Genomic DNA, 22,411 nt, shown 5'->3' with positions numbered 1-22,411 from the left:
GACGGTCCAGAAGGCGGGCTTGCATCGCCTTGGGTGCCTGGGTGCCTGGGTGCCGACGGAGTACTGGGTGAAACTGATGCCGTCTTTCACCGCCCGTTGGCGGCGGTGGAGTTCACCGATGACGACCGTCGGCGATGTTGAAAGCGGCGAATAGGCTGGTAATGCCGTGCCGCAAGTAGTCATGCGTACGCCGCTCGGGCAGCCGGGCGTCATTGGCAGGACGAGCTGCGACCGGTCCAGGGCCCGGATCTGGCTCTTCTCGTCCACGCACAACACCACCGCCCGCTCAGGCGGATTGCTGGCGCAGAACATCAGCCGGCCTCCGGGTCGTCGGACGCGTCGGGCTCCGGGTCCCCCGATTCCTCCACGATCCGCATGGCCAAGTCGTCGGCCCACTCCACGGCCCAGGCGCGCAGGTCCGCGATGGTGGCGTCGTCCAGGCCGTAGGCGGCGAACGCCTCGTCGTCGGTCCACTCGGCGCCCGCGAGGTTGGCCTGGAGGTCCTCGCGTTCGAAGCGGCCCCGGGCGTGGCGGCGGCCGAACTCCTCGAGTTCCGTGGTCGTCCAGCGGCGGGAGGCCGCGAACACGTCGATCAGGTCACGGGGCGCGCCCCGGTCGCCGAGGGCGCGGACCTTGGTGCCGATGACGTCCTCCTCGGCGAGGACGGGCCCGTACGGGCTGTCGGCGATGGGACGCCAGAAGATCTCCTTGAGGATGTCGACCTCGCACTCCTGCCCGGTGACGGGGTCGGACACGGTGAAGCGGGCGGACAGCGGCGCCGTCTCCAGCGACCGCACCTGCCAGCCGCGCGCTTCCAGCCCGGCCCGGAGCGTGGCCGCGATGTCGGACATCGGCTCCGGGCTCTCGGTGGCGACGTCGAGATCCTGGCTCGGACGGTCCACGAGGCGGTGCGCCCGCACGGCGTAGCCGCCGGTGAGGACCAGTGGATAGGGGGAGCCGAGGGCGATGACGTCCGCCAGGAGCCGCGTGTGCAGCTCCGGCATGTCCGTCATGCGGCGGCTCGGGCGCGGTCGGCGAGCTGGGGGAAGGCGTCCTCCCACACGGTGCGCACGGTGCGGCCGACGAGGGTGCGCAGCACCGGCCACATCTGCACGAGCAGGTCCCGGTCGAGGAGGCGCGGCAGGTCGTCGTGCAGTCCCTCGTGCAGGACGGTGCGGTACAGGCCCATGCGCTGACGCGGCTTGTCCAGGTCGTACGAGGTCATCCCCGACCAGGCGACGTGCAGCGGCAGGTCCACGACGCCGTGCGTGGGGCCGTGCAGTTCGTCCAGCGACGCCGGCAGACGCCGCCGGAACTTCTCCCGGTACAGGGCGAGATCCTCGGCGTACGCGCCGGAGAGGTCTGCGGTCCGGGATGCCGCGGGCCGCGGGCTGCTGGCTGCCATGGCTCCCATTATGGCGTCCGGTGCGGTGCCGGGACCCCGGGCCCGCCCGTTCGGGCGGCGGTCTCGGGGGCGGGCCGGGGGCATCGGCGGCCCGCCCCGGCGTGGTCCCCTCCGCGTACGACCTGGACCGCCGGGTCGACACGCCGCCGGGTCAGCCGGTCGTCAGCGAGCGCCGAGCGCGCCGATCAGGCGGGCGCAGCGGTCCGTCATCTCGGCCGCGGACTGTTCGGGGTGGTCGTACCACCAGCGCATGACGGCGGTGACGGCGTGCTGCCAGACGTGGTTGAGCAGGTCGTGGTCGAGCGGGTCGTCGTGGCCGGCGGCGCCCAGGAGCCGGGCGGTACCGGCGGCTCCGATGGCCGAGAGCTGCCGCCGGTAGTGGTGCGCGGCGTCGTGCGGGTCGCCGGACGAGGGCAGGGCGGGGTCGTAGAGCACGGACCAGGCGTGCCGGCAGCGGTCGACCGTGCCGAAGATCGCGGACAGGGTGTCCAGCGCGTGGTCCGTCGACCCGCTGCGGATCTGCGCCGCGGCCACGGAGTCGACCAGCAGGCGGCCGACGTGGTGGACGCAGGCCAGGTACAGGCCGTCCTTGGAGTCGAAGTAGCTGTAGATCAGCGGCTTGGAGATCCCCGCGCGCCGGGCGACCGCGGCGACGGACACGCGCGTGTACCCGTGCGTACCGAACTGCTCCACGGCGACGTCGATGATCTGCCGCTCCCGGTCCGCGCGGGAGACGCCCTTGGTGCCGGCCCTGCTCATGGCGCCGAACTCTAGCCGATGAAGTGACTGGAGGGTAATTTACCCACGGGTCAATTCATGGGCCGATTCGATGAGGAGCGGTGATGACGCGGTCGTGGTGGGGCTGGGGAAACGTCGAGGACGAGATCCGGGGTGCGGAGCTGGACACGCTGCTGGACCGGGTGCGAGCCCTGGTGCCCGGCGAGCTGGCGGGCCACGAGCCACCGGACGTCGCCGCGCTGGGGCTGCCGGAGCCCCGGGTGAGCGCTCCGGCGTCACTCGCCGCACTGTGCTCCGCCGACCCTGGCGACCGGGCCGCGCACGCGCACGGCAAGGCGTTCCGGGACGTGGTGCGGAACCTGCACGGCGATCTGCGCCATGTGCCCGACCTCGTGGCACGCCCCCGCGACGAGCGCGACGTGGTCGACCTGCTCGACTGGTGCACACGTGAGGGCATCGCGGTGATCGCGTTCGGCGGCGGCAGCTCGGTGGTCGGCGGTGTCGAGCCGCGGTGCTCCGACGACCGGCCCGTGGTCACCGTCGACCTCGGACGCCTGAACCGGGTCCTGGAGGTCGACGTCACCAGCCGTGCGGCGCGCGTCCAGGCCGGGGTGTTCGGCCCGCACCTGGAGGAACAGCTGGCGCCGCACGATCTGACGCTGCGGCACTTCCCGCAGTCGTTCGAGTTCTCGACGCTGGGCGGCTGGCTCGCGACCCGGGCCGGCGGCCACTACGCGACGCTGTACACGCACATCGACGACCTGGTCCAGTCGATACGTGCGGTCACACCGATCGGCGTCAGCGAATCGCGGCGGCTGCCGGGCTCCGGCGCCGGGCCGTCACCGGACCGCCTCCTCCTCGGCAGCGAGGGAACGCTGGGCGTCATCACCGAGGCGTGGATGCGTCTTCAGCGGCGCCCGCGATGGCGCGCCAGGACGTCGGTGCGTTTCGCCGACCACGCCGCGGCGGTGGCGGCGACCCGGGCCGTCGCGCAGAGCGGGCTGAACCCCGCCAACTGCCGTCTGCTCGACGCGGCCGAGGCGCTGATCCACGCGGGTGTGAACGCGCCCGGAGGTGTCCTCGTCCTGGGCTTCGAGTCCGCGGACCATCCGGTGCGCGACCGGCTGGAGCGGGCGCTGGAGCTGTGCCGCGACCACGGCGGCGTGCCGTCCGCCGAGCGCGGCGGGAACGGCGACGACGGCACGGGCGGCACGGCCGGCGGGGACGCCGTCGGCGACACCTGGCGCGCGTCGTTCCTGCGCATGCCGTACCAACGCGACGCGCTCGCCCGGCACGCGATGATCGCGGAGACGTTCGAGACGGCCTGCACGTGGGACAGGTTCGACGAACTCCACCACGCCGTCACCGAAGCCGCCCGGCAGGCCATGCACAAGGTCACCGGCACGGGCGTGGTCACCTGCCGCTTCACCCATGTCTACCCGGACGGCCCCGCGCCGTACTACGGCATCTACGCCCCCGGCCGCTGGGGCAGCACCGTCGCCCAGTGGGACGACATCAAGGCCGCGGTGTCCGAGGCGATCGCGACGCACGGCGGCACCATCACCCACCACCACGCGGTCGGCCGCGACCACCGCCCCTGGTACGACCGCCAGCGCCCCGCCCCCTTCGCCACCGCCCTCACCGCCGCGAAGACCGCTCTCGACCCGGCGGGCATCCTCAACCCTGGGGTACTGCTGGCGGCGGGGTGACCCCGCCTTCATGAGGGCAGGTCCCTCAGTTCGTGGCGGTGCCCCAGATCTGGGCCTGGTTGACGACCGGGAGCGGTTCGGCGCGCTCCTCGAGCTTGCCGTCGGCCGCGTTCACAACGGTGAGCGTTCCGGACCGCTGGTCGAGCAACATCAGGCTCGGCCCCGACCAGGCGGCGGCGAACGTCTGCTCCAGGTCGCCGGAGTCAGGCGCGGACACGTTCTCGACCACACGGCAGGTGCCTTGGTCCAGGTCGAGGATCGCCAGACCGCCGGTGCGCAGATCGCCGGCATACCAGCGTCCGCTGGGATCGAGTGAGCCCACGCCCACGGGATCGCCGCCCTCGCAGGAGGGCGTGCGGGTGCTCTTGCGCTTCTCCACGTCGTAGACATGTGTGCAACTGCCCTTGCGACAGGCGTCGCCGCGCCAGACGACGACCTTGCCGGAGGCGGCAACCACACTCGCGTCCTTCGCGATCGTCTCGGTCGTCGCATCCGCTCGGGCGTTGAGGAGCACGATGTCGGTCACCGCTCGTACGCCTGGCCCACCGTCCGAACCAACCTCGTATTGGCCGGCCGCAGAGCGCCGAGAGCGTCGATCCAGTGCCCCTGCCAGCCGTCCTCGGGCAGCGTCGTCTCCCACCAGCGCACCGGGACTCCACGCGGAGGCGCGGGCGGTGTCGTCCCACACCCGCACCTGGCAGTAATACTGGTGCGCGGTCTCAGTGCCGGGCCGTCGTCCACAACGTCGACGGAACGATCGGAGGCGACCCGGTCGGAGTTCCACACCGCCGCCGCACCTCGCCGTCCCACGGCTTGCGGTCGTAGCTACGCCGCGAAGCCGATGGCGGTGATGTACTCGTACTGGCCCCACTGCGAACCGAGGTCCACGGTCGCGTCGTTGATCCACGCCTCGTCGAGTGCCCCGTCGTCGGCAGCCGCCCAGGCCGCCACGACGCGGTCCCACCGCCGGACGTTGAGGGTCCGGTAGGTGACCGCGCGCCGGCGCGGACCGCCCACCTGCGACTGGTCCAGGGGGTGGAACTCCACCCGGGTGCCGCGGCCCTGGCGGTTCAGCCGCGCCAGGAGATGGCGGGCGACGTTGCGGCGGCGCACCGCGCGGTAGGCGGTCTCGATACGTTCGAGGTTCTGCCTGGAAGGGTTGCGGCTGCCGTCCAGCCACGCCCTGAGGGTGCGGTCGGTGACCGTGAGGCCCGCCTCGCGGGCGGCGGCACGCGCACGGTCGGAGCGGGTGAGGTAGTGCAGCCTGGCGAGCAGACCGCGCCGGACGGTGACCGGGGTGGAGACGAATCCGGCGAGTGTGTCGAGCCGGTGGGCGACGGCCTGATGGCCTCGGACGCCGCGGGCACCGTACTTGCCGAACTCCATGTTCCGCTCGGGCACGCTCGCTTCCTCCCGCTCCGTCGGCTCAAGGTGCCGCGTCGCGGCCGGACTTGTGCATCGTAGGCCACGGGTGGTTCCGGGGCGGTGCCCGGTGGTGGATCGTACGAGGACGGGCCCGCCGCGCTGTGCGGCAGGCCCGCTCACGGCGGCGGTCCGGACCTTCAGCCGTTCTTCCGCCGCCGTCCCCCGTTCCGTCGGTTCACGGACCGGTCAGCAGCGCCTCCAGTGCCTGTGCCGTGTCCGGGTGGCGGTCGAGCAGGGCTGCGCCGCGCGGGCCGGGTGCCGCGGTGTCCCACGTGCCGTCGCAGCCCAGCAGCGTCGCCACCGCGTCATGCCGCGGGGTGGGCGGCGAGCAGTGCGGCGCCCCGGGGTCCGTCCGCGGCCGGGGCCACGAATCCGGAGTCCGGGCCCTGTTGCATGCGCCACGGCGGCACCCACTCGTCGAGCGCGGCGAGCTTGCCGGGGAAGATCCGTCCGGCCTCCCGGATCAGCAGCGGGGCCAGCTCGGCGCCGCTGCCGCGCAGCGTGGTGATCAGCGTCGGCAGCCAGGGCAGCAGCACCGGGTCCGGCAGCCGCGCGAACGCGTTCGACACCGCCTCCACGACGAAGTCCGTGAGACCCGGCAGCGGTACCAGGGCGTGCAGGAAGCCGCTGAGGTAGCGCGGATAGGACGGCAGGACCAAGGGGTTGCCGAGCAGTTCGTCGCAGCGCTCGCGAAGGTCCGCGCGGGACAGGGTGCCCAGGTGGGTCCGGGCCGCCCACAGCAGCGCGACCTTCGACGGGTCCTCGGGGTGCGACTGGGCGACCGCCAGCTCCAGCTGGGTGCGGTCGCAGCCCAGGGACAGGGCCAGGCCCTCCATGCTGAACAGGAAGCCCAGCATCGCCGCGACCTGCCGCACGCTCGCGTCGTCGTCGGTGAACGCGGTCGGCAGCAGGGTGCAGTAGTGCGCGTATCCGGCCTTGACGAAGGACTCGATCCAGGGCGGCAGCACCGGTTCGGTGGTCCGGTAGTACGCCAGCAGGCGGCGGACCCGTTGCAGGACCTCCGGGGCGCCGTCGACGCCGCGTTCCGTGGTCAGCACGGCCAGGGCGTGGGTGCCGAGTTCGTCGGCGAGGCGGCGGCTGCCCAGGTACAGCGTGGCGTCCTCGACGGCCCCGAGCACCTTGGCGGCGGTCGCCTGTGGACCGTACGCGGCGCGGCGCAGGCGCTGCTCCAGGACCTGTTCGATGCTGACGCCCTCGTAGCCCAGCTCGATGAGCGCGCGCTGGTGGGTGCCCAGCGCCAGGTCCCAGGACTCCTGGATCGACCGTTCGCCGAGCTTGCGCTCGCCCATGATCGGCCGTACTGCGCCCTGCGGCATGAGGTGGCGCAGCATCCACAGGACGTCGGAGCAGGCCTGGAGCTCCGGCCGGCCGGCGATGTCCAGCAGCGCCCGCTGCACCCCGCGCTGCTGGAGCTTGAGGTTCAGCGGAGCCAGCCGGTCGTGCACGTCGCGGGCGAGCGGCGGGAGGGATTCGTAGCCGACCTGGCCGACGCGGTCGCCGCCCATCATGATCTCGACGAGGCGGCGCACGTCGCGCCGGCCCGGGACGACGTCCTTCTCGATGCAGGTGACCGCGGCGTCCTGGAAGTCGTACGGCGTGGGCCTGGCGCGGTCTCGCATCCCGGCGAGCAGGATCGACGTCTCGAAGACCGCGATGGCGTCGGCGGTGGAGGCGAGATAGCCGTTGCGGCGGGCGGCGCGCACGATCTCCACGGACCAGCCGAGCAGTTCGGCCTCGTCCAGGTGGTCGAGGACGGGCGGGCGCTGGAGGAATCCGGTGAGCCGGTCCGCGGGGGTGACCGCGGGTGCGGGAACCGGTGGCGCGGCGGTCTTCTTGGCCTTCGACCGCTTCGTGCCGGCCTGCCCGTCCAGCCGGTAGGGCCGTACGCCCGTGCGTTTGAGGTTCTTCGTCCACTGGGTGGCGGCGATGGACACCGAGCCGCCCGCCAGGCCGAACTGGGCCTCGATCGCCGCGTGGCTGGAGGGGATCAGTCCGTGCTGCCACTTGGTGGCGCTCTGCGGGCCGATCTCGAAGGTGTCGGTGCCGTGGACGCCGAACTCCGCGACCCGGCTGGCCGCGTGGAAGGCGCCGCACACATACAGACAGTCGGCGGGGTCGGTGCCGGTGGCCGCGAGGTGTTCGCGCATCCGGGTCCACATGTGGCGCTCGCGGTCCTCGTCGACCCGGACGCGGTCGGTGTCGCCGGGGGCGAGGCGCCGGAAGAGGCTGCCGATCAGCAGCATGACCTGGCGGTAGGTGTCGTGGTCGCTGTCGCCGAGCGGCAGCTCGACGTACTGGTGCCACCACTCCGACCAGTGCCGCACCCGCCCGTGGCGCAGCAGGTGCTCCTCCAGTGCGGCGAAGCGCGGACGCAGGTCGCCGATCTCCACGCCGAGGGCGTCGCCGTGCAGCGCGGCGTCCTCCTCGGCGGGCTGCGCGTCCGGATCGGCCGGCTCGGCGGACTGCCGTGCCCGCGCGTCCCACTGGAAGACGTGGTCGGAGGAACGGTCGACGAGCACCAGCTCGACGCCGGGGGTGTCCAGGGCGTAGGCGATCGCCTGGTACTCCGCCGAGGCCTCGGTGATCGGGGCGACCACCGACAGCGGGGACCATTCGGCGGGGAAGCCGTCGACCTCGCTCGCGAACGCCTGGACGGCCACCGGGAGCCGGCAGTTGCGCAGCTCGGTCAGCAGCGGTGCCATGTCCTCGCACAGCTCCAGGTACACGACCTTCGGCTGCTTCTCCCGCAGGCGCCGCGCCATGGCGAGCGCGGACGCCGGGGAGTGGTGGCAGACCGGGAAGATCTCCAGCGGCTCGCGTACGGCGCGGTCGACGTCGTCGACGATGCCGAGGAGGATGCCCTCCAGCGCGTCGGGCCCGCCGGCGAACTCCGCTGCGGCCTGCTGGAGCTGGCCGCGCAGCGCGGTGAACGTGCCCTCCTGCGGGCCGCTCGCGACAGGCCCACTCATGACAGGGCCGCTCACGTCTGGCCCACTCACGTCTGGCCCGCTCACGTCTGGCCCACTCACGTCTGGCCCGCTCACGTCTGGCCCACTCACGTCTGGCCCGCTCACGTCTGGCCCACTCACGTCTGGCCCGCTCACGACAGGGTCGCGATCGCGTCGCGGCCGCCGTCGAGGAACTCCGGCCAGGAGCCGCCCTCCTCCTTGCTGCGCGGCTCGACCACACCGTGCAGGTACTTGTTGAAGATGGCGAGGTCCTCGGGCTCGCGCCGGGCCAGCGAGCCGACCAGCGAGGAGGCCAGGGTGCGGGCGGTCAGGGCGCGCTCGCCGAAGAAGTTGCTGTGCAGGATCGCGTCCTCCAGGACGCCGATCTGCTCGGCCGTGGACAGCGCCGACTCCAGTTTCTCGTCGTCGCTGCCCGCCGCGGCGGCGGAGGCGCGCAGGTCGGCGAAGCTCTGCAGCAGCACGTCCAGCAGGGTCGGCGGCACCTCCAGTTCGATCTGGTGGCGGCGCAGCAGCTCCTCGGTGCGGAAGCGGACGATCTCCGCCTCGCTCTTCTTGTTGGTCACCACCGGGATGCGGACGAAGTTGAAGCGGCGCTTGAGCGCGGAGGACAGGTCGTTGACCCCGCGGTCGCGGCTGTTGGCGGTGGCGATGACGGAGAAGCCGGGCTTGGCGAAGACGATGTTGTCGCTGTCCAGCTCGGGGACGGAGATGTACTTCTCCGACAGGATCGAGATCAGCGCGTCCTGGACGTCGCTGGTGGAACGGGTCAGTTCCTCGAAACGGCCGATCGCGCCGGTCTCCATCGCGTTCATGATCGGTGAGGGGATCATCGACTCGCGGGACTGTCCCTTGGCGATCACCATGGAGACGTTCCAGGAGTACTTGATGTGGTCCTCGGTGGTGCCGGCCGTGCCCTGCACGACGAGCGTGGAGTTGCGGCAGATCGCCGCGGACAGCAGCTCGGCCAGCCAGCTCTTGCCGGTGCCGGGGTCGCCGATCAGGAGCAGGCCCCGGTCGGAGGCGAGGGTGACGATGGCACGCTCCACGAAGCTGCGGTCGCCGAACCACTTCTGGGAGATCTCCCGGTCGAGGCCGTCGGCGCGCTCCGACCCGAGGACGAACAGCCGGACCATCTTCGGCGACAGCCGCCACGAGAACGGCTTGGGACCGTCGTCGACCGACTCCAGCCAGTCCAGCTCCTCGGCGTACTTGATCTCGGCGGGGGCGCGCAGCAGTTCGGACATGTCAAAGCCTTTCAGTGGTCAGGTGAAGGTGCGAAGCAAGAAGCGGCGTCCTGGGCGTGGGCCGAATCAGGTGAGGAACGCCTTGAGCTCGTGGACGAGCTTGCGGATGTGGCCGGAGAGCACCGGCGTCCCGAGGTCCTTGAAGCGGTCACGGAACCAGGGGTTGACGCTCGCGCGGCCGGCGCTGGTCACGGATCCGACCGGGATGAACTTCGCTCCGGAGCGGTGGATGGCCGCCATGGACTCGAACAGCGGCTCGCTGCGCCATTCGTAGAAGTCGGAGATCCACACCACGACGGTGTTGCGCGGTTCGGCGATCTTCGGCTGGGCCAGCGTCATGGCGACCGTGCCGTCCGTGCCGCCGCCGAGGTTGGTGCGCAGCAGCGTCTCGAAGGGGTCGTGCACCCAGGGTGTGAGGTCGAGCGCCTGCGTGTCGTACGCGATGAGGTGGACGTCCACTTTGGGCAGCCCGGCGAAGATGGAGGCGAGGATGGTGCAGTTGACCATCGAGTCGACCATCGAGCCCGACTGGTCCACCACGACGATCAGCCGCTGCGGTGTCGTCTTGCGGGCGGTGTGCCGGTAGTAGAGGCGGTCGACGTAGAGCCGCTCCTCCTCGGGGTCCCAGTTGGTGAGGTTCTTCCAGATCGTGCGGTCGAGGTCGAGGTTGCGGAAGACGCGCTTGGGCGGGATCGAACGGTCGATCGCACCGACCGTCGCCTTCTCCACCTGGGTGCGCAGCACTTCGGCCACCTCGTCGACGAAGCGCCGGATCAGTGACTTCGCGTTGGCCAGGGCGACGCCCGAGAGGTTGTCCTTGTCGCGCAGCAGCTGCTCGATCAGCGACATGCTCGGGGTGAGCTGCGCGGCGAGCTTCGGGTCGGCGAGGACCTCGCGCAGTTGCATCCGCTTGACGAGGTCGGCCTCGATGGAGCCGAGTTCCGGGCCGATCTCGGGAATGAGCCGGCTGAGATCGGGGGTGGTGCCGCCGCCGGTGCCGAAGGGGCTGACGCCCGCGCCGCCGGCTCCGCTGTCGCCGCCCGCGCGGCGCCCGCCGCGCAGTTCGCCGGGCCGGCAGCCCAGGGCGCGCTCCAGCCAGCCCGCGTCCGACTGCCAGCGGGCCAGCTGCGAGGCGGTGACCGTGCCGGAGGCGGCGGCGAAGACATTGAGCAGGACCTTCGACGCGAGGGCCGCGCGCCGCACCTCGGCGGCCCGGTCGCGGGTGCCGTCGGGGTCCGGCTCCACGGCCATCAGACCGTCGAACTCGGCGGCCAGGTCGGGGTGCCGCTGCACGACGGAGTCGACGGAGGCCTTCGGGTCGAGCAGGGCGGACGGCAGACCGACGTCCTCGACGACGGCGAGGCTCGCCGTCTCCAGCGTGGCCTGCTCCTCGTGGTCGAACAGGTGCGACAGCAGCCTCCAGTACAGGACCTGGCGGCGGTTCTCGTCGGAGTCCGCGGCGGCAGCGCCCGCCGCCGCCTCCGCGACGTCGGACGGGTTCGGGTCGGTGCTGCCGTCGGCGTTCCCGTCGGCGTTCCCGGCCGTGTGTCCGTCCGTGGGTCCGTCGCCGGGCCCGTCCGTGTGGGCATCGATGTGCCCGTTGATGTGCTTCGTCATGTGCGCAGCAGCCTTCCCGCCCGCTCCCGCAGTACGGCCACGGCGTCGGTGGCGGCCTTCTCCGCCTTCACGCCCGCCTTGTCGGTCGTACCTCCGGCCCACGCCCCGGCGTGCACCGCGACGGCCTTCTTGCGCACCGTGGTCTCCACGGCGAGCGGCTGGACCGTGAACGATCCGGCGTCCCAGCGCAGCAGTCCGATGCAGGCGCCGGACGCGGCGACGGCCTCGGGGGTCAGGGGCCCCGCGGCCGGGATCCGGTCGGTGTCGACGGTGACCGTGCCCGTGGCGAGGGTGAACGTCACGGCGCCGTCGACCTGTTGAGCGGTGTAGCCGTCGAGGAACACGGGCATCGCGATGCGCGCCGGATGACGGTCCAGGGGCGCGGTCGCCGCCATCGCCGCGGTGGGCAGGGCGACTCGGGCGGTGGCGAAGGCGTCGGCGGCGTCCCCGGCGTGCGCCCGCTCGTCGCTCCAGATCAGGTCGCCCTCGACGGTGAGCGGCATGTCGGTCACGTCCATCGCGCGGCCCTCACCGACGGCGGACAGCAGCGACATGTGCGGGCGCAGCAGCTGCCACACACCGGCGGCGACGACCGTGTCCGGCTTCGGTACCGACACGCTCGCCCGCACCAGGCGCGGCGGGCCGCCGTCGGCGGGTTCGAACACCGCGTGGACCTGGGCCTGGGCGGCGGTGGCGTGCTCGTGCAGGTCCACGCCGAGCGGCAGCAGCCGGCCCGTGGCGGTGCCGGTCGCCGGGGTGCCGGAGCCGGACAGGGTGAGGAGCATCGCCCGCGACCACAGGTCGGCCCAGCGGCGTGCCGGGATCCGTTCCAGGGTCGCTCCCGGGCAGGACGCGGCGAGTTCGGCGGCGAAGCCGTCCAGGAGAGTGGCCAGGCGGCGCAGCTCCGGTTCGGGGAGCATCGCGGCGACGATGCGGGCCGACTGGGCGACCAGGTCGTGGTCGATGCCCTGCCAGCCGGCACGTGCCAGGTCGGACAGCCAGGCGCGGGCGGCGGCCGGCAGGTTGGCCTCCTGCCTCCCGGCGGGTGCCGGGGCGGTCTCGTCGCCGGGGATCCGGCCGGTCGCCTCGTGGGCGCGGGCCGTCAGCGCATCGTGGACGGAGCCGAGCAGTGCGGCGCGGGCCGCGGCCAGGGCGACGAAGTGGTCCTCGTCGGCGGCGCCGGCCGCCGCCTTCTCGGCGGCCTCGGTGACCCTGGCCGCGAGCGGTGATCCGGCCACGGCGTGCGCGAGCCGGGCGAGGTCCGCGCCCTGGGCGGGCTGGGGCCGCAGCAGTCCGGCGGCGAGGGCGCCGTCGAAGGCGTCGACCGCGGCGAGGGCTTCGTCGAGCCCGTCGACGGGTTCGGTGAGCAGGTCGGCGCGCATCAGGCCACCGCCCTCGTCGGCGGGAACCACTGCATCTCGGGCAGGGGCGCGGTGGCCGCGTCGAGTTCGAGGTAGGCGAGGTGGCGCAGGAAGCGGTTGAAGACCGCGGCCGCGGCCGTGCTGTCCGCCTGCGAGGGACGGGTGGCGGCCATGGCTGCCTCGATGGCGTGCGCGTCCGGCCCCTGGCCGCTGTCGGTCTCGGCCCGCAGATAGCGGGCGACGCGCTCCGCGCCGTACTGGAGGACGGCCTCACCGATCAGGGCGCGGATGTGGTTGCAGAACCCGCCCCGGGCGCCTCCGCAGGGCCGGTTGTTGTTGGTGCTGCACGCGAAGGCGAACTGGCCGGCCGCGACCGACGAGACATAGACCCGCCCGATGTCCGAGCCGCTGGAGACCACGCCCTGGAGGCGTCCGTCGGCCAGCTCGACGAACGGGACCTTGGCGAGCTTGCGCGGCCGGGCGGGCGATATCACCCGCGCCGTACTCGATTGCTCCCAGCCTGACGACACACCAGCTCCTTTGCACGGAAATGACGTTCCTCGCCGCGACCGCGGCGGCATGCAAAAGAACCTACTGGGAGGGACTGACAACGCCGATCAAGCAGAGGGCCAAAGGCCGTACGGCGGACGCCCACAGGTGCGGCGGTGCGCGCACGGGGCGCGAACCCCGGATCCGGCGGCGGGGTCGGTGAGCCGGATCCGGGGTGGCTGGTGGTCGCGCTACGGCCGGCCCGGCCGGTGCGCGTCGATCAGGACGTCCATGAGGGCGTCGAACCGTGCGTCCACGACGCGCCGGGCGGGGTCCGCGTCGTACCAGGTGACGATTTCGCGAGCACCCCGGGAGAAGGGCACGGACGTCGTGAACCCGGGCACGAGCCGGCGGACCTTCGTGTTGTCGAACGTCATCGAGTGCGCCTTGTCGCCGAGCAGTTCCTCGCCCCACCTCGGGTCGGCCGCGGCGATGGCGTGGGAGGGCACGTGAACGAGGCGCGGTTCGTCCACGCCGGCCGCCGCGGCGACCGCCCGGTAGATCTGGTCCCAGCTGAGCACTTCGTCGCCGGTGATGTGGAACGTCTCGCCGAGCGCTTCGGGATGGCCGAGGAGACCGGTGAAGCCGACGGCGAAGTCGGTGTGGTGGGTGAGCGTCCACAGCGAGGTCCCGTCACCGTGGACCAGCACCTCCTGTCCCCGGCGCATGCGCTCCACCGCCGTCCAGCCCCCGTCGAAGGGCACGGCCGTACGGTCGTAGGTGTGCGAGGGGCGTACGACGGTGACCGGGAGCTGCCGCTCACGGTGCGCCTCGGCGAGCAGTTCCTCGCAGGCGATCTTGTTGCGGGCGTAGGCGGAGTGGGGGTTGCGCAGCGGCGCGCTCTCCTCCAGGGGCAGTTGCCCGGCGGGCCTTTCGTACGTGGCCGCCGAACTGATGAAGACGTACTGGCCGGTGCGTCCGCCGAACAGGTCGACGTCCCGGGCGATGTGATCGGCCGTGAAGTTGAGGAAGTTGACGACGACATCGAACTCGTGGCGCTTCACCACGGCGCGCATCCGGTCGGTGTCGTGGACGTCGGCCGTGATCAGGGTGACGCCGTCGGGCACCGGCCGGACCGAGGAGACACCGCGGTTCAGCACGTGGAGGTCGGCGCCGAGTTCGACGGCCCGCCGGGCGCAGGCCGAACTGATCACGCCGGTGCCGCCGATGAAGAGGACCTTCCGGCCCTCGAGACGACTGGTGGTCATGAGGGGTACGTACTCCTCGCGTTGTGGGGGTGTGAGAGCCACGGCGCCGCAGGGCGCCGCTCCCGCGCGGGCGGGTCACTCGCCGGGATAGGAGACGCCCAGGTCACGGCGGACGCTGTCCAGGACGCGCATGACGCGCAGCGTCTCGTCGAGCGGCATCAGGTCGGACTCCGTCCGTCCCGCCGCGACGCAGCGGGCCGCTTCGGCCGCCTCGTAGCACAGCCCGCCCGTGCGCCGCGCGGGGACGTAGGAGTCGAGCGGCCCGTGGTCGCGGCTGATCAGGCGGACCGTGGCGGGCGCGTAGAAGTCGCCCTCGATCTCCAGGCGGGCGTGGGTGCCGGAGATCGACGCGGTGGTCGGAGTGCGGGCGAAGAGGCTGGTGTTCAGGACGCCGTGCGCGCCGGTTTCGCTGCTGACGACGATCGACGCCTGCCCGTCGACGCCGGTGAAGGCCTTGGTGCCCACGGCGGTCACCGAGGCGAACGGGCCGAGCACCATGGACGCGAACGAGACCGGGTAGACACCGAGGTCCAGCAGTGCTCCGCCGGCCAGTTCGGGGGCGAAGAGGCGGTTGGCCGCGTCGGGGGTCATGTACTGCCCGTGGTCCGCGGTGACCGTCCTGACCTCACCGAGCAGTCCGGCATCGAGTACCTGGCGTACGACGTCGATGTGCGGCAGGAAACGCGTCCACATGGCCTCCATGAGGAACACGCCCCGCTCCCGGGCGGCCTCGATCAGCCGTTCCGCTTCGCGGGCGTTGCGTGTGAACGCCTTCTCCACCAGCACGTGCCGGCCCGCCTCGATCGCCTGGAGGGCGTGCTCGAAGTGGCCGGAATGCGGCGAGGCGACGTAGACGATGTCCACGCGCTCGTCGTCGAGCACCTCGGCGTAACTGCCGTACGCCCCAGGTATGCCGAACCGGTCCGCGAAGGCGCGGGCCCGTGCGAGGTCCCGCGATCCGACCGCCACCACACGCTGCTCGGTGTGCACGCGCAACGCCTCGACGAACGAGGCCGCTATGCCGCCCGGGGCTATCACGCCCCAGCCCACGGACGGCGCGTCGCGGGGAGAGGGGGTGCGCGGCGCGGGCAGCACGGGGCGGGTGGGGTCGTGCGCGTCGACGTCGGCCGGGCGGGGCTGCGGCATGGGTCTCCTGTCGCGAACGAGGTGGGGGCTTCGGCAGTGGGGCCGGGGCAGGGTTTTGTCATGCAAGCGGATCACTGAACGGCGGCGCAACCGGGTGCCGGGTCCGGTGGCGCGCCGAGCGGGACTAGGGAGAAACCCCAGGGTGTCCGCCGCGGGGACTCCGGCAGGGTCGGTGGACACGGCGCGCCGGGACGGCTGCTCCACTGGAGTCCCGCGTGCCTGCTGGGGAGCCCCGGTGGCTGTGGTCACGGCGTCCGGGGCGTCACCGTCCGCCCCGTCCGGGGCTACTGCGCATGCTCCGGGCGGTGGCGGGGCGGCTTGTGGCGGCCCGCCGGTCCCGCGGCCGGGCCGCCACACTGCTCACTCCTGTTGAGCAGTTCGGCCGGTCTTTGCCGGCGCGCCCGGCAGATCGACGGACACCTCCAGCCCGTTGGGCGTCAGCGGTCTCGCCCGCAGCGTGCCGTTGTGGGCGCGGACGATGGACCGCACGATGGCGAGTCCGAGACCGTGCCCGGCGGGACGGCCGTCGGTGTTCTGCGTGCGGGTGTCGAGACGGTGGAAGGGCTCGAAGGCCCGGTCGACCTCCTCCCGGCTCAGTTCCGGGCCGGAGTTGCGCACCGTGAGCCGCACCCGTCCGTCCTGCGAGCGGTGCACGGCCACCGTCGCGGTGCCGTCGCGGTGGTTGTGCTTGACCGCGTTGTCGACGAGATTGCCGACGAGTTGCCGCAGCAGCCGCCCGTCACCCGTCGTCCGGGCGCCGCCCGTCGGCCCGGTCAGGCACACCCCGGCCTCCCGCGCCTGCGCCCCGACCTGGGCGCAGTGCTCCCGCGCGGCGTCCCCCAGGTCGACCGGCTCCTGCTCGATCGCACCGTGATCGGCCCGGGCCAGGGTCAGCAGCGCCTCGGTGATCTCGGTGGACCGTGTGTTGAGGCTCAGGAGCTGTCCTCCGGCCGTCCGCAGGTCGTCCGGTTCCGGTGAGGCGAGCGCCACCTGGAGGATGGTCCGCATGCTCGCCAGCGGGGTGCGCAGCTCGTGCGAGGCGTTCGCCGCGAACCGGCGCTGCGCCTCGAAGGCCTGCTCCAGACGGCGCAGCATGGCGTTGAAGGTGTCGGCGAGTTCCCGGATCTCGTCCCGCGGTCCGGTCAGCGCGATCCGCTCGTGCAGGGTGGACCCGGCGATGCCGCGCGCGGTCGCGGTGACCTTCTGCAGCGGGGCCAGCATCCGGCCGGCCACGAACCAGCCGACGACCACGGAGATCAGCAACAGGATCAGGAAGACGACGGCGCTGAAGACGAGAAGCGCGTGCAGGAAGTCGGACTTGGTGGACACCTCCATCGACCAGAAGCCCTGCGTGGACTTGGCGTACATGGTGGAACCCGCTCCGGAGACGGCCGTGCTCGCGTCCGCCGGCAGGCCGGCGCCGTGATCCGCGGCCGTGCCGGCCACGTCGGGCGGCAGGCTCGGCCGCGCTCCGGCCGAGGCCGCGACGCCCGGGTCCGCGACGCCCGGGTCCGCCGGCAGGCTCGGTGTCGCCGCGCCCGAGGCTCCCTTGCCCGTACCGGGCGGCAGGCTCGGCGACACCCCGCCCGTGCCGGTGTCCGGGGTCGGCACGGCCGACTTCGTGAGCGCCTCGGAGTAGTTCGGGCCGTATCTCATGAAGAGGTACAGCAGCCCCACCATGGCCGCGCCCGAGGCCGCGAACAGCACGCCGTACGTGAGGGTGAGGCGGGTGCGGATGGTCAGGCGGGACAGTCGCGGGGCGGTGCTCACGAGGAGTGCCCCAGGAAGTAGCCGGCGCCCGTCCGGGTGTGCAGCAGGGCCGGCTCGCCGAGTTTGCGGCGGAGGGTGGAAATGGTGACGCGCACCGCCTGGGTGAACGGGTCGGCGTGCTGGTCCCACGCCTTCTCCAGCAGGGTCTCGGCACTGACCACACCGCCCTGGGCGCTCATCAGGACATGCAGTACGGCGAACTCCTTGCGGGTCAGCCGCAGGTAGCGGCCGTCGCGGTACGCCTCCCGGCGGAAGGGGTCCAGCCGTACGCCGGCCCACTCCAGCACGGGTGGGGGCGGTGAGCCGGACCTGCGGTGCAGGGCGTGCAGCCGGGCGACCAGCTCGGGGAAGTCGAACGGTTTGGGCAGGTAGTCGTCCGCGCCCAGGCGCAGCCCGTCGACCCGGTCGTCCAGGGAGGCCGCCGCGGTGAGCATGAGGACCCGCACGGAGCTGTGCTGTTCGGTGATGCGCCGGCACACCTCGTCGCCGTGCACCCGGGGCAGGTCGCGGTCGAGGACCACCACGTCGTAGTCGTGGGAGGCGATCTGTTCCAGGGCGGTCTGCCCGTCGGGGGCGTGGTCGGCGGCGATGGCCTCCCGGCGCAGGCCGTTCACCAGGGCCTGCGCCATGAACGGCTCGTCTTCGACAATCAGCACGCGCACGTGCTCTCCTCCCGGTCGTTCGATGCGGAGGTGGTCTGGGCGCCGGCGGTACGGCCCGGCGGACACGGGACGCCCCCGTCCGGCTCCTCGCGGGAAGGGGCCGGCGGGGGCGTCGGCTACGGTGCGGCGAGGGCGACCGTCGGAGGGGTACGGGCGGCGCGCAGGGCCGGATACAGTCCGGCGATCGCGCCGATCAGGGCTGTGGCGGCGACGCCTGCGGCCAGCGCCAGAAGGGGAACCGCGGTGGGCCAGCCCTGGCTGAGAGCATAACCCGCGGTCACGCCCGTGCCGAGGGCCGCTCCGCCGAGCCCGCCGAGGCAGGAGAGCAGCAGCGCTTCCATGAGAAACTGCCGGGATATGTGCCGCCGGGCGGCCCCCAGCGCGCGCCGCAGGCCGATCTCGCCGCGCCGTTCCATGACCGCGATGACCATGGTGTTGGCCACGCCGATCCCACCGACGAGCAGGGCGACCGCGCCCAGCCCCAGGAGCAGTCCGGTGAACGAGGCCTCGGCGGCCTGCCGGGCCTTCAGCGCGTCCGACGGCCGGCTCACGGCGACGAACCGGGGGTCCTCGGGGTTGGCGGCGCGCGGCAGCAGGCCCCGCACCGTCTGCACGAGTTCGTCGGCGGAGCGCTCGTACACCGTGGTCGGGTGGCCGTCGTAGCCGAGGTACCGCCCGGCGGCTTCGTTGTTGACGAGGACGGCCGTGTCGAGTTCGGGGGCCAGCGGCACCGGTTCGAGGACGCCGAGCACCGTGAAGTACCGGTCCTTGATCCAGATGCGTTCCCCGGGGTCCGTGACGCCCAGCCGGCTCGCCGACCGCTCGCCGAGGACCGTGGTGGCGTAGCGCTCCGGAGCCCGGTCGAGCCAGCCTCCCCAGCTGAGGGACGCCTCCAGGGTCCTCAGCAGACGGGTGTCGGTGGCCAGTACGGCCAGTGCGTTCGACTCCGCGGGGTCGACGCGCGCGTTGCGGTAGGCGCTGATGTCCTCCAGCTTTCCGGTGCCGCTGACGGTGTCCACGCCTTCGACCCGGGCGATCGTCCGCACCGTGGTCGTGGGCAGCGGCACGATCTCGCCGGTGTCGGGGTCCTGGCCCGGCACCACCGTCAGCAGGTTGGTGCCGAGCTTGTCCAGCTCGGCGTCGAGATGCGCCCTGCTCGATTCCGAGATGCCGAGGACGGAGATCATCGCGGCGATCCCGATGGCGATACCGGCGGCGGAGAGCACCGCGCGCAGCGGCCGGGTGCGCAGTCCGTTGGCGCCGAGCCGCAGCAGATCCCCGCCCCGCAGCCGTGAGCCCTTCGTGGCGTCGCGCTTCATTCGGACTCCGGCGCCGGTCGTGGCCCGTTCGCGCGGGCGCCCGTGTCCTCCACGAGCCGACCGTCGCGCATGACCAGCCGGCGCGGCAGGCTTGCCGCCAGCTCGGTGTCGTGGGTGATGACGACGACGGTGGTGCCGGCGGCGTTCAGTTCGCGCAGCAGTTCCACCACCAGGGCGCCGGAGCGGGTGTCCAGTGCCCCGGTCGGCTCGTCCGCCAGCAGCAGCGCCGGATCGCCCACCACGGCGCGGGCGATGGCCACGCGCTGCCGCTCGCCGCCGGACAGTTCGTGCGGCCGGTGGTCCATGCGGTGGCCGAGACCGACCCGGTGCAGGGCGGCGGCGGCCCGGTCGCGGCGTCCGCGCCGGGTCATGCCCGTGTACAGCAGTCCGTCGGCGACGTTGTCCACGGCCCGGGTGCCGCCGGAGAGGTGGAACTGCTGGAAGACGAAGCCGATGCGGTGCGCGCGCAGCGCGGACAGCTTCCGGTCGTCGAGCCGGTCGACCCGTTGGCCGTCGACCACGACTTGGCCCGTGGTGGGGCGGTCGAGGGTGCCGATCAGGTTGAGCAGGGTCGACTTGCCGGAGCCGGAGGGGCCGACGACCGCGGCCAGTTCACCGTGCGCGATGGCCGTCGTCACCTCCCTGAGCGCATGGACCCGGTGCGGGCCCTTGCCGTAGGAGCGGCCGACGTCGGTCAGGCTCACCACGGGTTCGGCGGCGCCGGACGCGACCTGCCCTTCGTCGTGGAGGAGTGCGGTCACAGCTTCGGCACCCCCACTCGGGCGTCCTCGTCGATGCCGGGGCCGCTGACCTCTGCCCGTCCCTCGGCGAACGCGCCCGTCTTCACCTTCACCACGGTGACCCTGCCGTTCTTCACGAGTTGCACCGCGTATCCGCCGCCCTCCGCCGGAAGCAGTGCGGTGACGGGCACGAACAGGACGTCCTCTGCCTCCAGGCGCTGGAGCACCACGACGACGTCGGCGCTCTGCACGCTGCCCAGTTGCCGTGCGGATTCCGGCCGCACGGTGATCGGGACGACCTTCGTGTTGTCCTGGGTCATCTTCTCGGCGCCGACGGAGGTGACCGTTCCCTCGATGCGTTTGCCGTCGGGGAGTTCGATCTCGGCCTTGGCTCCCTTGACGGCCAGATCCTGTTCTTTCGAGGGGATCTCCGCCGACACCCGGTGCTGGAAACCGGTCACCTCGAGCACGTCCTGCGCGGGCGCGACCGGATCACCGGACCGCACCTCGGCGGTGGCGATCCGCACCGAGCCCGGTGCGAAGACCACCCGGCCGAGCTCGATCCGCCCGTTCGCCGGGAGCTCGTTGTTCTTCTGCCACCGCTTCACCGCGGCCTCGGTCTTCTCGGTGTACTCCTCGTCGACGGTGAAGTCGGTGTAGCCGAGTTCCGCGAGGTTCTGCTCCAGCATGCGGACGTCCTCGCCGTCCGGCATGTCGGGCTTGAACTCCCGCCAGGCGGGCAGCTCGCCGCGCAGCAGGAACACGGGCTTGTCGTCGACGGAGTACAGGCGCTTGCCCTGCTCGACGACGGTGTTCGCCGACGGCACCCAGGTGACGATGCCGGTGAGATGGTTCTTGACGACACGGGCCCCGGTGAACCGCACCGACCCCGTGGCCATCACCTCGGTCACCAGATCGCCGCGGACGACCGGCTCGGTCCCCGGCGGCAGCTTCTCGCGCGCCGCGGGCCTGTCGGGCGCGGTGTCGTCCAGGACGAGCGCCGTGGCGAGTGCCGTGGCGATGACCAGGCCCGCCGCGACCGCGACGAGGACGGCACGGCGGCGCCCGGACGTGCGCTTCCGGCGCCGGGGTTCGGCCTGGGATTCGTCCTGGGATTCGGCCTGGGATTCGGCCAGGTTCTCGGCTTCCGGCTCGTCCTGTGGCCGGGCGGCCTTCGCCTCGTCGACGGACACCTTCCTGAGGAGGACCGTGTCCGGCTCTCCCTCCGTCACTTCTGCCCCATCTTCCGCTCGATGTAGTCCTTCAACGCATCGCCCGTCGCCTTGCAGGCCGCCATCGCCCGGTCCAGGACGGGGTCCTCGCCCGGCATCTTCGGCGCACCGCCCTGGCCTTCCTTGGTCTCCGGCACCTCGTAGCCGTTCTCACGCAGGCACTTCTGGTTCGCGAGGGAGAGTTCCTCCAGCTTCGGGTCGTCGGCCAGTCCGCCGCTGCCGGCCTCCTGGCCACCCGGCGCATCACCGCACTTCTCCTCCGCCTTGTCCAGGACGGACCGCGCGACTCCCTCGGGCACCTGGGGCTGCTCACCCGGCTTCGGGTCCGCGACATCCACACCGTTCTCGCGCATACAGGCGGCGTACTTGACGCCGTCGGAGTTTCCCGACGCACCGTCGTCGCCGGTGTCGTCCGCGGCGCCCGCGTTCGCGCCACCGGCCCCGTCGTCGTTCGAGCCGGCGTCGGCCGCCGAGCTCTCGTTCGCGGCGGGCTTGTCGTCGCCACCACAGGCGACCGCGCCCGTGCCCAGCAACAACACGGCGGCTGTGGTGGCCAGGCCCCGACGCCAGGCGCGGACCGACGAATTCATGGATGCCTCCAGAAACGGGCCCCGCTCACGGAGCCGCTACGACTTGGTGTGACCGGCGCCGGAACCCTGGGGGGATGCAGGTCGCCGGCGACCGGTCACGAACGTCATTGGACCGGACCGCCTGTTGCGCGCCGGTCAGGAAATCTCCTTACGTTTTCGCAAGGTGTGCGGCGCGCGGGCCCGCCCGCCTTCTCAGGGCGGCGGAACCGCGACCAGTGCCGGAACCGAACGCCGCCAGCCCGACGGACGCCTGCGGCGTGCGGGTTCGCCGCCCGTGTCGGGGCGCGGCTGCGGCAGCGCGACGGCGCCGGCCGCGTCCCCCGTCACGTCTCGCCCGTGAACCGACGCATTCATGAAAGCCTCCCGTGGCCGGCTCCTGCCGCGAAGCCGCGAAACCGCACAGACACGAAGCCGCGAAGCCGCAGAGCCGAGAAGAAATATGTGGTGCGACCGGCGCCGGGGTCCGGGGGAAGGGGGAAGCCGGCGGCCGGTCGCGGGCACCATTCCAGCGAACCGCCCATTGCGTCCCGGTCAGCGATTTTCCATACGTTCACGAAACACCCGGTCCGGCATCATCGGCCGGGGCTCCGGACATACGCCGGTGAATCCCTGGCCACCAGCCGCGACCGCGATAGAAGAAGTGCAGGTGGGAGGGTGTTCACTTCAGGTGGGCAGGGACCAAAGGGACCGGGTTCCGGAATTCATC

At 72.3% G+C, this 22,411-nt stretch carries 19 protein-coding genes and 2 pseudogenes; 1 reads left to right on the top strand and 20 read right to left on the bottom strand.

Features of this window, described 5'->3' with window-relative positions:
- Window positions 1-90: 90 nt before the first annotated feature.
- From DN051_RS42150 to DN051_RS42135, 4 genes and pseudogenes are all read right to left on the bottom strand, one after another.
- Window positions 91-297: pseudogene (locus DN051_RS42150) on the bottom strand (IS630 family transposase); the annotation flags it as partial.
- Between the two features lie 14 nt (window positions 298-311).
- On the bottom strand, window positions 312-1,013 hold the full coding sequence (locus tag DN051_RS42145; RefSeq protein WP_053763472.1) for a nucleotidyl transferase AbiEii/AbiGii toxin family protein: 702 nt from the start codon (window positions 1,011-1,013) through the stop codon (window positions 312-314).
- Window positions 1,010-1,405, bottom strand: a complete 396-nt coding sequence (locus tag DN051_RS42140) for a hypothetical protein (protein ID WP_053763640.1) — start codon at window positions 1,403-1,405, stop codon at window positions 1,010-1,012. The genes DN051_RS42145 and DN051_RS42140 overlap by 4 nt, the downstream gene beginning before the upstream one ends.
- 162 nt (window positions 1,406-1,567) lie before the next feature.
- Window positions 1,568-2,164, bottom strand: coding sequence for a TetR/AcrR family transcriptional regulator (locus DN051_RS42135; RefSeq protein WP_112443055.1), 597 nt, complete (start codon window positions 2,162-2,164; stop codon window positions 1,568-1,570).
- An 83-nt stretch (window positions 2,165-2,247) separates the two neighbouring features.
- Between DN051_RS42135 and DN051_RS42130 the strand changes: the two genes are divergently transcribed.
- Window positions 2,248-3,852 (top strand): FAD-binding oxidoreductase, encoded by a 1,605-nt coding sequence (locus DN051_RS42130; protein ID WP_112443054.1) that lies wholly within the window; start codon window positions 2,248-2,250, stop codon window positions 3,850-3,852.
- Between the two features lie 25 nt (window positions 3,853-3,877).
- Here DN051_RS42130 and DN051_RS42125 read toward each other — a convergent pair whose 3' ends face one another.
- The 16 genes and pseudogenes from DN051_RS42125 to DN051_RS42050 form a co-directional block, all read right to left on the bottom strand.
- Window positions 3,878-4,378 (bottom strand): hypothetical protein, encoded by a 501-nt coding sequence (locus DN051_RS42125; RefSeq protein WP_112443053.1) that lies wholly within the window; start codon window positions 4,376-4,378, stop codon window positions 3,878-3,880.
- Complete coding sequence (locus DN051_RS47395; protein ID WP_281289085.1) at window positions 4,375-4,500, bottom strand: hypothetical protein; 126 nt, start codon at window positions 4,498-4,500, stop codon at window positions 4,375-4,377. Before DN051_RS47395 ends, DN051_RS42125 begins: the two co-directional genes overlap by 4 nt.
- Before the next feature lie 177 nt (window positions 4,501-4,677).
- A complete protein-coding gene (locus tag DN051_RS42120; protein WP_112443052.1) occupies window positions 4,678-5,253 on the bottom strand; it encodes a transcriptional regulator in 576 nt (191 codons plus the stop codon).
- A gap of 199 nt (window positions 5,254-5,452) precedes the next feature.
- Window positions 5,453-8,267: pseudogene (locus tag DN051_RS42115) on the bottom strand (DUF5682 family protein).
- Between the two features lie 131 nt (window positions 8,268-8,398).
- On the bottom strand, window positions 8,399-9,511 hold the full coding sequence (locus tag DN051_RS42110) for an ATP-binding protein (protein ID WP_112443051.1): 1,113 nt from the start codon (window positions 9,509-9,511) through the stop codon (window positions 8,399-8,401).
- A 66-nt stretch (window positions 9,512-9,577) separates the two neighbouring features.
- On the bottom strand, window positions 9,578-11,128 hold the full coding sequence (locus DN051_RS42105) for a vWA domain-containing protein (RefSeq protein ID WP_246041267.1): 1,551 nt from the start codon (window positions 11,126-11,128) through the stop codon (window positions 9,578-9,580).
- Window positions 11,125-12,540: a hypothetical protein gene (locus DN051_RS42100; protein ID WP_112443050.1), complete on the bottom strand. Its 1,416-nt coding sequence runs from the start codon at window positions 12,538-12,540 to the stop codon at window positions 11,125-11,127. Before DN051_RS42100 ends, DN051_RS42105 begins: the two co-directional genes overlap by 4 nt.
- The gene (locus tag DN051_RS42095; RefSeq protein ID WP_079001975.1) at window positions 12,510-13,070 is read right to left on the bottom strand and encodes a hypothetical protein; all 561 of its coding nucleotides are present in this window, start codon (window positions 13,068-13,070) and stop codon (window positions 12,510-12,512) included. The genes DN051_RS42100 and DN051_RS42095 overlap by 31 nt, the downstream gene beginning before the upstream one ends.
- A 159-nt stretch (window positions 13,071-13,229) precedes the next feature.
- Window positions 13,230-14,246 (bottom strand): NAD-dependent epimerase/dehydratase family protein, encoded by a 1,017-nt coding sequence (locus DN051_RS42090; protein ID WP_053763464.1) that lies wholly within the window; start codon window positions 14,244-14,246, stop codon window positions 13,230-13,232.
- 75 nt (window positions 14,247-14,321) lie between these two features.
- On the bottom strand, window positions 14,322-15,392 hold the full coding sequence (locus DN051_RS42085; protein ID WP_079001973.1) for a Gfo/Idh/MocA family protein: 1,071 nt from the start codon (window positions 15,390-15,392) through the stop codon (window positions 14,322-14,324).
- A 360-nt stretch (window positions 15,393-15,752) separates the two neighbouring features.
- A complete protein-coding gene (locus tag DN051_RS42080; protein WP_162625179.1) occupies window positions 15,753-17,162 on the bottom strand; it encodes a sensor histidine kinase in 1,410 nt (469 codons plus the stop codon).
- Complete coding sequence (locus tag DN051_RS42070) at window positions 17,159-17,824, bottom strand: response regulator transcription factor (RefSeq protein ID WP_053763462.1); 666 nt, start codon at window positions 17,822-17,824, stop codon at window positions 17,159-17,161. Before DN051_RS42070 ends, DN051_RS42080 begins: the two co-directional genes overlap by 4 nt.
- A gap of 116 nt (window positions 17,825-17,940) precedes the next feature.
- The gene (locus DN051_RS42065) at window positions 17,941-19,143 is read right to left on the bottom strand and encodes an ABC transporter permease (protein ID WP_112443048.1); all 1,203 of its coding nucleotides are present in this window, start codon (window positions 19,141-19,143) and stop codon (window positions 17,941-17,943) included.
- A complete protein-coding gene (locus DN051_RS42060; protein ID WP_053763637.1) occupies window positions 19,140-19,850 on the bottom strand; it encodes an ABC transporter ATP-binding protein in 711 nt (236 codons plus the stop codon). Before DN051_RS42060 ends, DN051_RS42065 begins: the two co-directional genes overlap by 4 nt.
- Window positions 19,851-19,900: 50 nt before the next feature.
- A complete protein-coding gene (locus DN051_RS42055; RefSeq protein WP_112443047.1) occupies window positions 19,901-21,115 on the bottom strand; it encodes a peptidoglycan-binding protein in 1,215 nt (404 codons plus the stop codon).
- A complete protein-coding gene (locus tag DN051_RS42050) occupies window positions 21,112-21,705 on the bottom strand; it encodes a hypothetical protein (RefSeq protein WP_112443046.1) in 594 nt (197 codons plus the stop codon). Before DN051_RS42050 ends, DN051_RS42055 begins: the two co-directional genes overlap by 4 nt.
- Window positions 21,706-22,411: the final 706 nt, after the last annotated feature.

This window comes from Streptomyces cadmiisoli (assembly GCF_003261055.1).
In the GTDB taxonomy this organism is placed as follows: domain Bacteria; phylum Actinomycetota; class Actinomycetes; order Streptomycetales; family Streptomycetaceae; genus Streptomyces; species Streptomyces cadmiisoli.
Note: the sequence above shows the minus strand (reverse complement) of the source record. Positions and strands in the feature narration are given on the sequence as shown.

Coding starts and splice junctions, on each gene's coding strand:
- DN051_RS42145 (WP_053763472.1), bottom strand. CDS start 1,013: ATGACGGACATGCCGGAGCTGCACACGCGGCTCCTGGCGGACGTCATC.
- DN051_RS42140 (WP_053763640.1), bottom strand. CDS start 1,405: ATGGCAGCCAGCAGCCCGCGGCCCGCGGCATCCCGGACCGCAGACCTC.
- DN051_RS42135 (WP_112443055.1), bottom strand. CDS start 2,164: ATGAGCAGGGCCGGCACCAAGGGCGTCTCCCGCGCGGACCGGGAGCGG.
- DN051_RS42130 (WP_112443054.1), top strand. CDS start 2,248: ATGACGCGGTCGTGGTGGGGCTGGGGAAACGTCGAGGACGAGATCCGG.
- DN051_RS42110 (WP_112443051.1), bottom strand. CDS start 9,511: ATGTCCGAACTGCTGCGCGCCCCCGCCGAGATCAAGTACGCCGAGGAG.
- DN051_RS42105 (WP_246041267.1), bottom strand. CDS start 11,128: ATGACGAAGCACATCAACGGGCACATCGATGCCCACACGGACGGGCCC.
- DN051_RS42095 (WP_079001975.1), bottom strand. CDS start 13,070: ATGCCGCCGCGGTCGCGGCGAGGAACGTCATTTCCGTGCAAAGGAGCT.
- DN051_RS42090 (WP_053763464.1), bottom strand. CDS start 14,246: ATGACCACCAGTCGTCTCGAGGGCCGGAAGGTCCTCTTCATCGGCGGC.
- DN051_RS42085 (WP_079001973.1), bottom strand. CDS start 15,392: ATGCCGCAGCCCCGCCCGGCCGACGTCGACGCGCACGACCCCACCCGC.
- DN051_RS42065 (WP_112443048.1), bottom strand. CDS start 19,143: ATGAAGCGCGACGCCACGAAGGGCTCACGGCTGCGGGGCGGGGATCTG.
- DN051_RS42050 (WP_112443046.1), bottom strand. CDS start 21,705: ATGAATTCGTCGGTCCGCGCCTGGCGTCGGGGCCTGGCCACCACAGCC.